General features: G+C 73.5%; 7 protein-coding genes. 3 read left to right on the forward strand and 4 right to left on the reverse strand.

Annotated elements, in window-relative coordinates:
• Positions 1–35 precede the first annotated feature (35 nt).
• A complete protein-coding gene (locus ACFXPX_RS40590; protein ID WP_380644858.1) occupies positions 36–689 on the reverse strand; it encodes an FMN-binding negative transcriptional regulator in 654 nt (217 codons plus the stop codon).
• A 124-nt stretch (positions 690–813) separates the two neighbouring features.
• Complete coding sequence (locus tag ACFXPX_RS40595) at positions 814–2,091, reverse strand: lysine N(6)-hydroxylase/L-ornithine N(5)-oxygenase family protein (protein WP_375890502.1); 1,278 nt, start codon at positions 2,089–2,091, stop codon at positions 814–816.
• A gap of 416 nt (positions 2,092–2,507) precedes the next feature.
• Between ACFXPX_RS40595 and ACFXPX_RS40600 the strand changes: the two genes are divergently transcribed.
• From ACFXPX_RS40600 to ACFXPX_RS40610, 3 genes are read left to right on the forward strand one after another with little or no spacing between them, the layout of a single operon-like run.
• Positions 2,508–4,349: an amino acid adenylation domain-containing protein gene (locus ACFXPX_RS40600; protein ID WP_380530049.1), complete on the forward strand. Its 1,842-nt coding sequence runs from the start codon at positions 2,508–2,510 to the stop codon at positions 4,347–4,349.
• Positions 4,346–5,629, forward strand: a complete 1,284-nt coding sequence (locus ACFXPX_RS40605; protein ID WP_375890498.1) for a cytochrome P450 — start codon at positions 4,346–4,348, stop codon at positions 5,627–5,629. The genes ACFXPX_RS40600 and ACFXPX_RS40605 overlap by 4 nt, the downstream gene beginning before the upstream one ends.
• A 49-nt stretch (positions 5,630–5,678) precedes the next feature.
• Positions 5,679–6,719, forward strand: a complete 1,041-nt coding sequence (locus ACFXPX_RS40610) for a GntG family PLP-dependent aldolase (RefSeq protein ID WP_375890557.1) — start codon at positions 5,679–5,681, stop codon at positions 6,717–6,719.
• A gap of 114 nt (positions 6,720–6,833) precedes the next feature.
• On the opposite strand, the gene ACFXPX_RS40615 is transcribed toward ACFXPX_RS40610, so the two are convergent.
• Positions 6,834–10,802 (reverse strand): amino acid adenylation domain-containing protein, encoded by a 3,969-nt coding sequence (locus ACFXPX_RS40615; RefSeq protein WP_380644859.1) that lies wholly within the window; start codon positions 10,800–10,802, stop codon positions 6,834–6,836.
• Positions 10,802–15,562: amino acid adenylation domain-containing protein (locus ACFXPX_RS40620; protein ID WP_380644860.1), on the reverse strand; the 4,761-nt coding region annotated here is incomplete at its 5' end. The genes ACFXPX_RS40615 and ACFXPX_RS40620, both read right to left, overlap by 1 nt.

Consider the following 15,562-nt stretch of genomic DNA (forward strand, 5'->3'; position numbering starts at 1 on the left):
GGGCTTCCGGCGTTCCCGTTCCCGTTCCCGGCGCGTCAGCGCTCGTCGGCGCCCAGCCGCAGCGCCCGCATGGTGTCGGCCACCTCGCGGTGCAGCCCGGAGCCGCTGCCGGCGAAGCGGTCGAGCACCCGCTGCTGGACCTCCGGGTCCTTCTCCTGGCTCAGCTTGAACATCACCTCGACCTTGGTCACGGTGAAGTGGATGCCGCCGACCGCGCCGACGATCTGCCGGTGGTACTCCAGCGAGGGGGCGAGCGGCATGCCGTCGCCGAACCGGTCCTCCAGCGTCTGGGCGGTGGTGTGGACGATCGTCAGGGTCTCGTCGTCCGCGGCCAGTTCGATCGTGCCCTCCAGGTGGACGGCCACGTAGTTCCAGGTCGGCGCGACCATCGGGGCGGAGTAGAGGGTCGGGGTGACGTAGCCGTTCGGCCCGTGGAAGACGAGCTTCGCCGGGCCGCCGCCGTCGGCGACGAGCTGCTGCCAGTGCGGGTTCACCCGGGTCATGTGGGTCCACAGGCGCATGCCCTGCAGCGGGTCGCCCGGGGCGGCGTCGGGCGGCACGATCACCGGCACGTGGGTGGCGTTGGGCGTCGGGTTCCCGTTGCCGGTCAGCACGGCGAGCGGGTGCCGCTCGATGACCCGCAGCGGCCAGTCGTCCCCGTCCACCTGGTAGAGCTTCGGCGTGAACACTCGTACTCCTCGGTCTCAGTGTTTCGGCGCTGCCGGATCCGCCCCGGGCGGCCGGCCGACCGGCCCACCCGGTCGGTGCGGGGGCCAGCCGGTCGGTGCGAGGGTCAGCCAGTCGGTGCGCGGGTCAGCCGGACAGTGCCTTGACGAGCATGTCGCCGATCTCCCCGGCGCGGACGGCGGAGAGGGACAGCAGGGTCTCGGAGAGCCCGTGGCTGTGCTCGCCGAAGCCCTGGACGTAGATGCCGCAGTGCACGCTCTCGTCGGTCACCACCCGGTGCTCCCGGTCGAGCCGCAGCCGGCCCTGGTCGTCCAGCCCGCAGTGCGGCAGCAGGCCGTCCAGGAAGACCGCCGGGTCGGTGCGGGTGTAGCCGGTGGCGCAGACCAGCGCCTCGGCCTCCAGGATGGTGCTGGTGCCTGAGGACAGCGATTCCACGTCGATCCGCAGGCCGTCCGGAGTTTCCGTCACTTCGCGTACCCGGGAGACGTTGTGGAAATTCAGCCGGGGATTTCCGGCCACCTTTTCCAGGTACGCCTGCTGGAACAGCGACTGCAGCAGATCGGCGTCCACCACCGAGTAGTTGGTGCCGGCGTGATATTCGATGAGGCGCTGCCGGACGTCGTCCGGGGCGGTGTGGAAACGGTCCACCGCCTCGGGGTTGAACACCTGGTTGGCGAACGGGCTGTCGTCGGCGACGCTGAACCCGTACCGGGAGTGCACCGAGTGCACCTGCGCCCGCGGGAAGCGCGCGTGCAGGTGCTCGATCGCCTCCGCCGCGCTCTGGCCCGAGCCCAGGACCACGAAGGAGCGCGGGTCCTGCGGTGCGATCCGCTCCACCTCCGGCAGGAACCGGGAGGTGTGCCAGATCCGCGGGGAGTGCGGCAGGTCGGCGGGCAGCTTGGGCTCGATCCCGGCGGCGATCACCAGGTTGCGGGCGCGCTGCACCTGGCGGGTGCCGTCGGCCGCGACGAAGACCACGTCGAGGAACTCGACGCCCTGTTCGCCGGCGACCGGCTCGACCGCCACCACCCGCGAGCCGTAGGAGACGAGGTCCGCGAAGCCCTCCGCGACCCACTCCAGGTAGTCGTGGAACTCCACCCGCAGCGGGTAGAAGGACTTGGTGTTGATGAAGTCCGCCAGCCGGCCCTTGGCCTGCAGGTAGCACAGGAACGAGTACGGACTGGTCGGATTGCGCATGGTCACGAGGTCCTTGAGGTACGAGACCTGCATGGTGGCGCCCTCGATCAGCATGCCCCGGTGCCAGCCGAAGCGCTGCTGCGCCTCGAAGAAGCGCGCGGTGACCGGGGCCCCGTCGGCGATCTCCGAAATGGCGGCCGCGAGGGCCAGGTTCGAGGGGCCGAAGCCGATTCCGGCCACGTCGACGATGTCGGTTCCGGCGACCACGCCGGAACGTTGCCGCTCACCCACGGACTTCCCTGCTCTCTCCCTTTTGGGGATGGCCTGTCTGGGTCGACGTCGAGTCCGGTCGACCGATGACGGTGCTCAGGGCAGCACACTGCCGCGACTCCTGATCACTCCATGACAGTAGGAGCTGCCCCACGTGCTGTGCAAGCAAAAGGGGAAAATCCCGATCACCCGTGGTGAGTTGGCGTTGCGGGGGCGGAGAGATCCGGTCCGCTCTTGACGGCGCATCGTCACGCTGAATAGCATCCGAAGCGTTCGAGGTGGGGGCATAGCCGGACCCCAAGTCCACGACTCGGCAAAAGAGTTCGTTACCCACTATCCGAACTCCATTCACTGACTTCTCGTCAAGAACTGACAGGGCAAGGGTTTCGCGCGAAGGGATCCGCGACCGCACCATGTTGGAATCACCGGGCACGACCGAGTCAGTTCCCCAGCAGGGGTGGACCCTTGCGAGCCGCTTCGCCGCCGTCGCGGCGGCCGCGCCGACCGCCACCGCGGTCCGCAGCGAGGCCGGCGACCTCGACTACGGCGCCCTCGACGCCGCCGCCGGGGCGCTCGCCGCCCGGCTGCGCGACCGGGGCGTACGCCGCGGCGACCGGGTCGGCGTCCTGCTGGAGCGCTCGCCCCGGCTGGTCGTCGCCCTGCTCGGCATCCTCAAGGCGGGCGCCGCCTACGTCGCCGTCGACCCGGGTGACCCGTCCGCCCGGCTGCACACCATCCTGGGCGACGCCGAGGTGTCGCTGGTGGTCACCGACGCGGACCGACGGGCGAAGCTCGACGGCGCGTTCGAGCACCTCGACGTGGCCGCCGAACACCTCGACGTGACGGCTGCACCGGCGACGGACGACCCCGGCACCCACAGCGGACAGACCCCCGAGGACCTCGCCTACGTCGCCTACACCTCCGGCTCCACCGGCCGCCCCAAGGGCGTCTGCGTGCCGCACCGCGCCGTGCTGCGCCTGGTGCTGGACGCCGGCTACCTCGACGCCCGGCCCGACGACGTCTTCCTCCAGCTCGCCCCGGTCGCCTTCGACGCCTCCACCCTGGAGATCTGGGGCCCGCTGCTGAACGGCGGCTGCCTGGCGCTCGCCCCGGCCGGCCGGCTCGGCCCGGCGGAGGTGGTCAAGGCCGCCCGGGACACCGGCACCACCGTGCTGTTCCTCACCACCGCCCTGTTCCACCAGGCGGTCGAGGCGGGCCTGACCGACCTGCCCGCCCTGCGCCGGCTGTTCACCGGCGGCGAGGTGCTCTCCGCCGAACACGTCGACCGGGCCGCCGCCGCCCTGCCCGACACCCTCGTCTCGGCCGCCTACGGCCCCACCGAGAACACCACCTTCACCAGCACCCACCCCGTCCGCGCACCGCTCGGCGACCGCGGCGTCCCGATCGGCGGACCGATCGACGGCACCGGCATGGTCGTCCTCGACGAGCGGCTGGACCCGGTGCCCGACGGCACCGTCGGCCGGCTCTTCGTCAACGGCGCCGGCCTCGCCCACGGCTACCTCGGACTGCCCGGCCTCACCGCCGACCGCTTCCTCCCCGACCCGTACGCGAGCGCCCCCGGCACCCGGATGTACGACACCGGCGACCTCGCCCGGCGCGGCCCCGACGGCGCCTACGAGTTCGCCGGCCGGGCCGACGGCCAGCTCAAGGTCAACGGCATCCGGATCGAGTCCGACGACATCGAGGCCCGGCTGCGCCGCCACCCCGACGTCCAGGACGCCGCCGTCGTCCTCCAGGACCACGGCCCCGGCGACCGCCGGCTGGTCGGCTTCTACAGCGGCCCCTACGCCGTCTCCTCGGTGGAACTGCGCCGCACCCTGGCCGAGGAGCTCCCGGCCGGCATGATCCCCACCGCCCTGGTCTGGGTGGACCGGCTGCCGCTCAAGCCCAACGGCAAGGTCGACCGGGACGCCCTGGCCGCCCGGCGCGGCCGGACCCGCCCGGACGGCGACGTGCCCTACCGGGCGCCCGCCGACCCGGTCGAGCACCGGCTCACCGTGCTCTGGCAGGAGGTCCTCGACGTCGAACCGGTCGGCGTCGACGACGACTTCTTCGACCTCGGCGGGCACTCGCTGACCGCCAGCCGGATCACCCGGGAGATCACCGCCGAGTTCGAGGCGGTGATCCGGGCCCGGGCCTTCTACCTCAACCCCACCGTGGCCGGACTGGCGGACCACATCAGGACCCAGCGGCCGGAACTCGCCTCCGACGCCCCGACCGGGGCCGACCGGTGAGGATCACCGGCCCCGGCGACGACGGGCAGCGGGACGGGGCACCGGACCCGGAACTCGTCGACCTGAGCGACCCGCACTTCTACGCCACCGGCGACCCCCACGCGGTCTGGCGCCACTACCGCCACAAGGCCCCCGTCACCCGGCTCACCGTCCCGAGCGGCCGCGGCTACGTCTCCGTCACCGCCCACGCCGAGACCAGCACCGTGCTGCGCGACCACGCGCTCTACACCTCGCGGCGCGGCAACATGCTCTCCGTCCTCGGCGAACAGGACCCGGCGGCCGACCGGATGATGGTCGCCAGCGACCCGCCGATCCACGGCTACCTGCGCCGCCCCGTCGCCCAGGCGCTCTCCGCCCGCGAACTCGCCGCCCGCCGCCCGGCCATCCGCCGGATGGCCCGGCAGCTGCTGGCACCGCTGGCGAGCGGCGAACCCTGGGACCTGGCGGCCGCGATGACCGCCTTCCCGATGATGTTCACCGGCGCCCTGATGGGCCTGCCCGAGGCCGACTGGCCCGAACTGACCAGGCTCACCACCGTCGCGATCGCCCCCGCCGACCCCGCCTCCCGGGACGACTCCGGCGGCCACCAGCTGGTCTCCGCGCACCACGAACTCTTCGACTACTTCGCCGAGGTGGCCGCCGACCGCACCCCGCGCGAGGACCTGGTCGGGCTGCTCCAGCAGCTCACCGTCGGCGACCGCACGATCCGGCTCGACGAGGTCATCTACAACTGCTACAACGTGCTGCTCGGCGCCAACGTCACCGCGCCGCACGTCATCGCGACCACCGTCAACGCCCTGCTGGAGCACCCGGACCAGTACCGGCGGCTGCTCGACGGCGGGGCCACCGTCGCCTCCGCCGTCGAGGAGGGCCTGCGCTGGGCCTCCCCGGCCACCCACGCCATGCGCTACGCCACCGAGGACACCGTCCTCGGCGGCGAACCGGTGCGGGCCGGCGAGGCCGTGGTCGCCTGGCTGGGCTCGGCCAACCGCGACGAGACGGTCTTCGACGACCCGTACGTCTTCGACGTGGCGCGCACCCCCAACCGGCACGTCGCCTTCGGGTTCGGCGCGCACTACTGCGTCGGCGCCCCGCTCGCCCGGATCGCCCTCGGCGAGTTCTTCACCGAGGTCACCGAACTGGTCGAGCGCTTCGAACCGGCCGGCCCGGTCGCCCACCTGGCCTCCAACTTCATCGCCGGGATCAAGCACCTCCCGGTGACCGCCAGGCTGCGCCCCGGCGCCGCCCGGCAGCTCGCCGAGCCCGTCCCGGCGAGCTGATCCACCCCGCACCGTGCCGGAACGAGAGGACCTTCCCGCCGTGATCGAGATGCGCAGTGACACCTTCACACTGCCGACGCCCGAGATGCTCACCGCGATCACCGAGGCGGAGCTCGGCGACGACGTCTACGGCGAGGACCCGACGGTCAACGAGCTCGAACGCCGCACCGCCGAGCTGACCGGCAAGGAGGCCGCCTGCTTCTTCCCGAGCGGCACCATGGCCAACCTCGCCTCGATCATGGCCCACGCCCCGCGCGGCACCAAGGCCGTGGTCGGCGCCGAGAGCGACATCTGGCTGTACGAGGCGGGCGGCGCCGCGGTCTGCGGCGGGGTCGTCTACGAGCCGGTGCCCAACCAGGCCGACGGCACCATCGCGCTGGCCGACCTGGCCGCCGCCTTCCCGAAGGACCCGGACGACCCGCAGTTCGCGCTGCCCTCGCTGATCTGCCTGGAGAACACCCACAACCGCTGCGGCGGCGTGGTGCTGCCGCTCGACTACCTGGCCGAGGTGCGCCGCTTCGCCGACGAGCGCGGCGTCGCCGTGCACCTCGACGGCGCCCGGGTGGTCAACGCGGCGATCGCCGCCGGGGTGGAGGTCGCGGACATCACCGCGCACGTCGACTCGGTGCAGTTCTGCCTCTCCAAGGGCCTGGGCGCGCCGGTCGGTTCGATGGTGGCCGGCAGCGCGGAGTTCGTGGAGCGGGTCCGCCGGCTGCGCAAGATGCTCGGCGGCGGGATGCGCCAGGTCGGGCTGCTGGCGGCGGCCGCGCTGGTGGCACTGGACACCCGGGGCCGGCTGGCCGAGGACCACGCCAACGCCCGGCGGCTGGCCGAGGGCCTGGCGCTGCTGCCCGGCGTGGAGCTGGACGTGGACACCGTCGAGACCAACATCGTGATCTTCAAGGTCACCGACGAGCGCTTCGACTGGCGCAGCTTCGTCACCTCGGTGGCCCGGCACGGCCTGGCGGTCACCGAGTTCGGCCACGGCCGGATCCGCGCGGTCGTCCACAACGGGGTGAGCGCCGAGGACGTCACCGCCGCCGTCGCCGTGGTGGCCCGGGTCCTCAAGGACGGCCCGACGACCGACTGACCGCGCACGGCCCCGCTGGACGACGATGGCACCGCCCCGGAACGGGGGCGGTGCCATCGTGCGTCGCGGTCCGGTCAGAGCCGGTCAGAGCCGGTCAGAGCCGGTCAGAGCCGGTCAACCGGTCGTGGGGCGGTGGTCGCGCAGGGCCGCGCCCAACTCGGCCGCCAGCCCGGCCACGTACGGCTCCTGGAGCAGGGTGAGGTGGCCGCCCCGGGCCGGCCGGACGGTGAGGGAGCCGACGAAGGCCGCCCAGCCCTCGGCCGGCGGGACCGGCCAGTCCGACTCCGCCGCCTGGAAGAGCAGCGCCGGGCAGCGCACCGGGCGCGGCCGGTGGGCGACCAGGGCGGCGAGGTTGTGCCGGAGCGTCGCCAGGTGGCTGAGCAGGTCCTCGCGGTCGAGCGTCAACAGCTCCACCGGCAGGTCCAGTTCGGGCAGCAGGGCCTCGACCTCGGCCGTCCACGGGGTGTCCGGGAAGCCGGGCCCGGCGGCCCGGAGCTTCTCGTCCAGCTCCCGGGCGATCTCGGCGCGCCCCGCCAGGTGCTCCCGGTACTCCGGCGTCGGCAGGCAGCTGTCGAACAGCGTCAGCAGCGCGGTCCGTTCGCCGGACTCCTCGATCAGCCGGGCGACCTCGGCCGCCACCACGCCGCCCATCGACCACCCGGCGAGCAGGTACGGGCCGGCGGGCCGGACGTCGCGGACCGCCCGCCGGAACGCCCGGGCCAGTTCGGGCAGGCCCTCGCCCGCCCGCGGCCGCCCGGCGGCCAGTGCGACGACCGAGACCTCGGGGCCGAGCGCGGCCGCCAGCCGGGCGTAGCCGTGGACGGTGTTGGAGATCTCCGGGAAGCAGAACAGGACGGGTGCCGGGGCCGGGCCCCGGCTCAGCCAGGTGACGGACACCTCGGGACCGTCGGCCCCGCGCTCGGTGCGGCCGCCCGCCGCCGCGGCCCGGGCGGCCGCCGCCGTCCGCGCCACGGTGGGGTTGCGCAGGATGTCGCCCGGGCCGACCGCGAGGTCGAGCCGGCGCAGCCTCCCGGCGATCCGCAGGCTCTTCACCGAGTCCCCGCCGAGGTCGAAGAAGTCGTCGTGGACGCCGACGGAGGCGAGGCCGAGGACCTCCGCCCAGACCGCGGCGACGGACTCCTCGACGGCCGTGCGGGGCGCGGCGTAGTCGGCGGCCAGCTCCGGCCGGGCCCGGCCGGGGGCCGGGAGGGCCCGGCGGTCGGTCTTGCCGTTGGGGGTGAGCGGCAGCCGGTCGAGGGTGACGAAGGCGGCGGGGAGCATGTGGGCGGGCAGGAAGGCGCCCAGGTGCTCGCGGAGCTCGGTGGTGGTGGGGGCCGTCCCGGCCTCGGTGGTCAGGTAGCTGACGAGCTGCCGGTCGCCGGGGTCGTCCTCGCGGACGACGGTGGTGCTGGCGGTGACGGCCGGGTGCTCCTGGAGGCGGGCGTCGATCTCGCCGGGCTCGATCCGGTGGCCGCGGATCTTGACCTGGTCGTCGCTACGGCCGAGGTACTCCAGGTCGCCGTCGGCACGGCGGCGGGCGAGGTCGCCGGTGCGGTAGAGCCGGGCACCCGGGGTGAAGGGGTCGGGGACGAACCGCTCGGCGGTCAGCGCCGGCCGGCCGAGGTAGCCGCGGGCCAGGCCCTCGCCGCCGATGTACAGCTCGCCCGGGACACCGATGGGGACGGGCCGTCCGGCCGGATCGAGGACGTACGCCCGGGTGTTGCCGAGCGGACGGCCGAAGGGCGAGCCCGGGTCCGCCGCCAGGATGTCGGCGGGCCGGACGTCCCGCAGGGTGGCGTGCACGGTGACCTCGGTGATGCCGTACATGTTGGCGAGCCGGGTGCGGCCCTCGCCCATGAGCGCGTGCCAGCGGCCCAGTCGCGCGGGCCGGAGCGCCTCTCCGCCGAACACCACCAGGCGCAGTCGCAGCCGGGCGGCGCTCGCCGGGTCGAGCGCCTGCTGGAGCATCGCGAAGGCGGACGGGGTCTGGTTGAGCACCGTCACCTCCTGCCGGGCCAGCAGGTCGAGGAACTCGGCCGGACTGGTGGCGGTCGCCCGGTCGACCACGACCACCCGGCCGCCGGTGGTCAGCGGGCACCACAGCTCCCAGACGGAGAAGTCGAAGGCGAAGGAGTGGAAGAACGTCCAGGTGTCCTGCGGCCCGAAGCCGAACTCCGGGGCGGTCGCGGCGAACAGTCCGAGGACGTTGCGGTGGGTGATCTGGACGCCCTTGGGGGTGCCGGTGGATCCGGAGGTGTGGATCACGTAGGCGAGGTGGTCGGGCCGGGCGACGGGGTCGGGGTCGGTGCCGGGGTGGTCGGTCGTGGCGGGGTCGTCCAGCGCGAGGAGGGTGCCGTCGTACGGGCCCAGGCGGTCCGCGAGGTGGGCGTCGTGGAGCACGACGGCGGTGCCGGTGGAGAGGAGCAGGTGGGTGAGGCGTTCGGTGGGGTGGGCCGGGTCCAGCGGGAGGTAGGCGGCGCCGGACTTGAGGACGGCGAGCAGGGCGACGACCAGCTCGGGCCCGCGTTCGGCGCAGACCCCGACGGTGGTGTCCGGCCGGGCGCCGAGGCCCCGGAGGCGGTGGGCGAGCCGGTTGGCCCGCTCGTTGAGCTCGCGGTAGCGCAGCCGCCGGTCGCCGTGCACCAGCGCGACGGCGTCCGGCCGCGCGCGGGCCTGCTCCTCGACCAGCTGGTGGACGGTGCGGCCCTGTGGGCGGGGCGCGGCGGTGTCGTTGCCGTCCCGCAGGAGCCGGTGGCGCTCCTCGGGGCCGAGCAGGTCGAGGTCGTCCAGCCGGGCGTCCGGGGCGGCGACCAGGGCGTCGAGCAGGTTCTCGAAGTGCCCCGCCATCCGTTCGACCGCGGCCCGGTCGAACACGCCGCGGTCGTACGAGAACCGGACTCCCAGCTCCCGGCCCGCGTAGGCGACCAGGGTGAGCGGATAGCCCGTGTTCTCCACGCTGAGGAGGGTCTCGACGGCCAGCTCGTCCGGCCGCCCCGGCTCCGCGGCGGCCGGGTAGTTCTCGAACACCAGGATCGACCGGAACAGCGGCGAGCCCTTCGGCAGCCCGCTCCGGCCCTGGATCTCCGACAGCGCCCCGAACTCGTACTGCCGGTACTCGGCCTGCTGCCGCTGCACCTGGCGCAGCCACGCCGACACCCGTTCCCCGCCGGGCACCCGGAGCCGGACCGGCAGGGTGTTGATGAACATCCCCACCATCGACTCCGCGCCGGCCAGGGTCGGCGGCCGCCCGGCCACGGTGGTGCCGAACAGCACGTCCTCGCCGTTGCCGTACCGGCTGAGCAGCAGCGCCCAGGCGGCCTGCACCAGGACGTTCACCGTCACCCGGCTGCGCTGGGCGAACTCGCGCACCCGCGCGCACCGCGCCTGGTCCAGCACCAGCTCGTGGGCGGCGAAGCCGGTCCGCCCGGTCGGCCCGTCCACCCCGAGCCGGGTCGGCTCCGCGAAGCCCGCCAGGTACGACTGCCAGAACTCCCGGGCCGCCGCCTTCGGTTGGGCGTCCAGCCAGGCGATGTAGCGGGAGTACGGCACGGGCGCGGGGAGCCGGGCCGGGACGCCGCGCAGCGCCGCCCGGTACAGCTCGGCGAACTCCCGCCGGAGCAGCGGGAGGCTCCAGCCGTCGAGCAGCAGGTGGTGGAAGGTCCACAGCAGCCAGTGCCGGCCGGGGGCGACCGCGACCAGGGTCAGCCGGAACAGCGGGGCCGCGGTGAGGTCGAGGCCCGCCGCGCGGTTCTCCCGCAGCAGCCCGTCCAGGCGGGCGCGCTGCTCGGTGTCCGGGTGGGCCCGCCAGTCGAGTTCGGCGAGCGGCAGTTCGACCCGCCGCTGCACGACCTGCAGCGGCTCGGGCAGGTCCTCCCAGAGGAAGACGCTGCGCAGCGCCGTGTGGCGGTCCAGGAGCTGCTGCCAGGCCTGCCGGAACGCCGAGCGGTCCAGCGGTCCCGACAGCTCGTCCACCGTCTGCACCAGGTACGGCTGTTCGCCGCCGGAGTCGTCGACGGAGTGGAAGAGCATCCCGGCCTGGAGCGGGGAGAGCCGGTGGATGTCCTCGACGTTGTGCTGGGTCATCAGGAGAACCTCTTGAGGATGGCGGCCAGATCCGATGCTTCGAGGTCGGCCAGGGGGAAGTCGTGGACGGTGGGGGCGGCGGGGCCGGCGCCCTCGGAGGCGGCGGCGACCAGCGCGGTGAGCGTGCGCTCCATCGCGTCCACCAGGCCCTGGGCGGTCTCCCGGTGGTGGACGGCGGGCGCGTAGCCGATGTCGATCCGCAGCCGCCCGTCGAGCACGCTGCCGGTCACCCGGAGCAGGTGGCCGCGCCGCATCGACGGGTCGAGTTCGCCGGCCCGCAGCAGGTCGGGGTCGGCGTAGCCGCCCAGACCGGGCAGCTCGCGGTCGAACTGGCCGAGGTAGTTGAAGCTGATCTCCGGTGCCGGGCGGCCCAGCGCCTCCCGCGCCCCGGGGGTACCCAGGTGGCGCAGGATCCCGTACCCGACGCCGCGTCGGGGCACCCGGGCGAGCTGGTCGCGGACGGCACCCGCCTGCCGGGCGGGCCCGGCGCCGGGCTCCCGGTGCAGGGCGACCGGGAAGACGCTGGTGAACCAGCCGACCGTGCGGGAGAGGTCGACCTCGGGGAAGAGGTCCTCCCGGCCGTGGCCTTCGAGGTCGACGTGCACGGTGTCGCGGCCGGTCCAGCCGGCCACGGCCTCGGTGAGGGCGGTGAGCAGCACGTCGTTGATCTGGGTGCCGAGGGCGCGGGGCACCTGGCGCAGCAGGGCCTCGGTGGACTCCTCGGTCAGCCGGAGGGTGACGGACTCCTCGGCGGCGACGGTGTTGCCGTCGTCGTCGGTTCGGCCGTCGGCGTCGTCGGCGTCGTCGGCTCGTGCGGTGCGGTCGCGGGGCAGCGGGACGGGCGGCGGTGCGGCGGTCCAGTACGCCAGCTCGTCCGTGGCAGCCGGGGAGAGGGCGTACTCGGTCAGCCTCCGTGACCAGGCGCGGAAGGAGGTTGTCTTGGCGGGCAGCAGCACCTCCCGGCCCGCGGCCAGCGCGGCGTACGCGGTGCCGAGGTCCTCCAGCAGGATCCGCCAGGAGACGCCGTCCACCACCAGGTGGTGGACGACGACCAGCAGCAGCCGGCCGCGGGCCCCGCCGAGGTCGAACAGCGCGCCGCGGGCCAGCGGGCCTTCGGCGATGTCCAGTCCGCGCTGCAGTGCGTCGGCCGACCGCTGGAGCCGGTCGGTCAGTTCGGCGTCCGGGACGGCCGAGAGGTCCACGTCGCTCAGCAGCTGCTCGGGGTCGGCCGGTAGGCCGTGCCGGGCGGGCCCGGCGCCGTCCCGCGGGAAGCGCAGGCGCAGCGCGTCGTGGTGGTCGACCACCGCTGCCAGCGCGGGCCGCAGCAGTTCCGGGGCGAGGCCGGCCACGTCGAGCAGGACCGACTGGTTGAAGTGGTCCGGTCGGACGGGCCGCTGGTCGAACAGCCAGTGCTGGACGGGCGTCAGCGGGACGTCCCCGGCCACCCGGCCCTGCTCGGCGTCGACCGCGCCGGCCTGGTGCTGGTGGGCGGCGATCTCGGCCACCGTCTCGTACTGGAAGATCATCCGGGGGGTCAGCCGCAGACCGAAGCGCTTGGCCTTGGCGATCACCTGCATGCCCAGGATCGAGTCCCCGCCGAGCTCGAAGAAGTTGTCGTGGATGCCGACGGTGGCGAGGCCGAGGACTTCTTCCCAGATCCGGGCGAGGGCTTGTTCGGCGGGGGTGGCGGGTGCGGTGAAAGCGGTGTCGAGGTCGGGGCGGGTGTGGTCGGGGGCGGGCAGGGCGCGGCGGTCGATCTTGCCGTTGGGGGTGAGCGGGAGGCGGTCGAGGGTGAGGAAGGCGGCGGGGAGCATGTAGTCGGGCAGGTGGCGGCGCAGGTGCTCGCGGAGTTCGGTGGTGGTGGGCGGGGTGGGTGAGCTGGTGGTGAGGTAGGCGACGAGCCGCTTGTCCCCGGGGGTGTCCTCGCGGACGACGGTGGTGCCGGCGGTCACGGCCGGATGCTGCTGGAGGCGGGCGTCGATCTCGCCGAGCTCGATCCGGTGGCCGCGGATCTTGACCTGGTCGTCGGTGCGGCCGAGGAAGTCGAGGGTGCCGTCGGGGCGGTAGCGGGCGAGGTCGCCGGTGCGGTAGAGCCGGGCGCCTGGGGACGTCGCGTACGGGTCGGGGACGAACCGGTCAGCGGTGAGCGCCGGTTGGTGGTGGTAGCCACGGGCCAGGCCGTCGCCGCCGATGTAGAGCTCGCCGGTGACGCCGATCGGGACGGGGCGCCCGGCCGGGTCGAGGACGTGGATGCGGGTGTTGTCGATCGGCCGCCCGATCGTGACGGTGCTCCCCTGACGGGTCGACAGCAGGGCGGTGGAGGTGATGGTCGCGCTCTCGCTCGGCCCGTAGACGTTGACCAGGCTCTTGTCCGGGTGCAGCCCCTGGAAGGCGTTGACGTGGGTGGGGGAGAGCGCCTCGCCGCCGACCAGGACGTGGCGGGCCGTGGCGAAGGCCTGCGGAGCGTTGTCCATCAGGGCGTTGAACAGGGCGGTGGTGAGGAGGAGGACGGTGGGCCGGTGGGTGTGGATGTCGTGGGTGGCGGTTTCGGTGGTGGTGCGGCCCGGGGCGGCGACGGTGAGGGTGGCGCCGGTGGTGAGGGGGGTCCAGATCTCGTAGCTGGAGGCGTCGAAGGCGATGGAGTTGAGGTGGAGGAAGACGTCGTCGGGGGTGGTGTCGGTGATGCGGGTGTTGTGGGTGAGGCGTAGGACGGCTTGGTGGGTGATCTGGACGCCCTTGGGGGTGCCGGTGGAGCCGGAGGTGTAGATCACGTAGGCGAGGTTCTGCGGACTGACGGGGTGGCCGGGATCGGTGGCCGGCCGGTCGGCCGTGGCCGGATCGTCCAGCGGGATCAGGGTGCCGCCGAAGGAGGCCGCCAGTCCGGTCTGGTGGGGGTGGTGGAGGACGACGGCGGTGCGGGTGGAGGTCAGGAGGTGGGTGAGGCGTTCGGTGGGGTGGGTGGGGTCGAGGGGGAGGTAGGCGGCGCCGGCTTTGAGGACGGCGAGCAGGCCGATGACGAGTTCGGGGCTGCGTTCGGCGCAGATGCCGACGGTGGTGTCGGGGTGGACGCCGGATTCCCGGAGTCGGTGGGCGAGTTGGTTGGCACGTTCGTTGAGTTCGCGGTAGCTGAACCGTCGTTCGCCCTGGACGAGGGCGATGGCGTCGGGGCGTTCGGCGGCGTGCTGTTCGACGAGTTGGTGGACGGTGCGGTCGTGGGGGTAGGGCGCGGTGGTGTCGTTCCAGTCCTGGAGGATGCGGCGGCGCTCGTCCGGGCTGAGGAGGTCGAGGTCGTCGAGGCGGGCGTCGGGGTCGGTGGTGACGGCGGTGAGCAGGTGCTGGAAGTGGGTGGCCAGTCGCTCGATGGTCGCCGCGTCGAACAGGTCGGTGCTGTAGGTGAAGTCGACGGTCAGGCCGGTGTCGGACTCGGTGGCCGTGACCGTGAGGTCGAACTTGGCGACGTCGTCGCCGAGCGGGAGGGTGCGGACGTCCAGGCCGGGGAGCTGCCAGCTGTCGAGGGTGGCGTCCTGGACGGTGAGCATGGTCTGGAAGAGGGGGGTGCGGCTGAGGTCGCGTTGGGGGGCGAGTTCGGAGACCAGGCGTTCGAAGGGGAGGTCCTGGTGGGCGTAGGCGTTGAGGGCGGTGTCGCGGGTGTGGCGTAGGACTTCGCGGAGGGTGGGGTTGCCGGTGAGGTCGGCGCGGAGGACGAGGGTGTTGACGAAGAAGCCGATGAGGTCTTCGGTTTCGGAGCGGTTGCGGTTGGCGACGGGGGTGCCGACGGCGATGTCGTGGTGGCCGGTGTAGGTGCGGAGGAGGATCTGGTAGGTGGCCATCAGGGTCATGAAGGTGGTGACGCCGTGGTCCTGGCCGAGTTTGTGCAGGGCGGTGGTGAGGGTGTCGGGCAGGGTGAGGGTGTGGGTGGCCCCTCGGCTGCTGCGGACGGCGGGGCGGGGGCGGTCGGTGGGCAGCTCCAGCGGCTCCAGCCCGGCGAGTTGCTCCCGCCAGTAGGCCGCCTGACCCTCCAGTACCTCGCCCTGGAGCCACCGGCGCTGCCAGAGGGCGAAGTCGGCGTACTGCACCGGGAGTTCGGGCATCCCCTTCGCCCGGTCGGCTCCGTCAGGGCGGTCGGGGCGGTCGGGGCGGTCGGCCAGGAGGGCGCCGTACAGCTTCTCCAGCTCCCGGATGACGATGCGGTAGGACCAGCCGTCGGTGACGATGTGGTGCATCGCTAGCAGGAGCACGTGTTCCTGCGGGGCGAGACGGAACAGGCGCGCGCGGGCGAGCGGACCGTGTTCGAGGTCGAACGGCAGGGCCGCCTCGTCCGCCAGGGCCTGGGCGAGGCGGGCGTCGTCCCAGTCGCCCGCCTCGATGCCGACCAGCGGCAGCTTGCCGGTCCGGTCGATGACCTGGACGGGGGTGGCGTCGGCGCCCAACGGGAAGCGAGTGCGCAGGACTTCGTGGCGGGCGACGAGCTGCCGAAGGGCGGTGCCGAGCGCCGGCCGGTCCAGGTCGCCGAGCAGGTGCAGGGCGACGGGGACGGTGTAGGCGTTGCTGTCCGGCTCCATCTGGTCGAGGAACCAGAGGCGTTCCTGGGCGTACGAGAGCGGGATGGCGGCGGGGCGTTCGGCCGCTTCGACGGGCGGTGCGCCGGCGGCCTGCGGTTCGCCGAGGGTGGTGGCGAGTTGGGCGATGGTGGGGGTCTCGAAGAGGGCGCGGACGGGGAGTTCGTGGCCGAGTTCGGTGCGCAGGCGGGAGGTGACGCG

This window comes from Kitasatospora sp. NPDC059146 (assembly GCF_042786665.1).
Taxonomy (GTDB): Bacteria; Actinomycetota; Actinomycetes; order Streptomycetales; family Streptomycetaceae; genus Kitasatospora.

Coding starts and splice junctions, on each gene's coding strand:
- ACFXPX_RS40610 (WP_375890557.1), top strand. CDS start 5,679: ATGCGCAGTGACACCTTCACACTGCCGACGCCCGAGATGCTCACCGCG.
- ACFXPX_RS40615 (WP_380644859.1), bottom strand. CDS start 10,802: ATGACCCAGCACAACGTCGAGGACATCCACCGGCTCTCCCCGCTCCAG.
- ACFXPX_RS40600 (WP_380530049.1), top strand. CDS start 2,508: ATGTTGGAATCACCGGGCACGACCGAGTCAGTTCCCCAGCAGGGGTGG.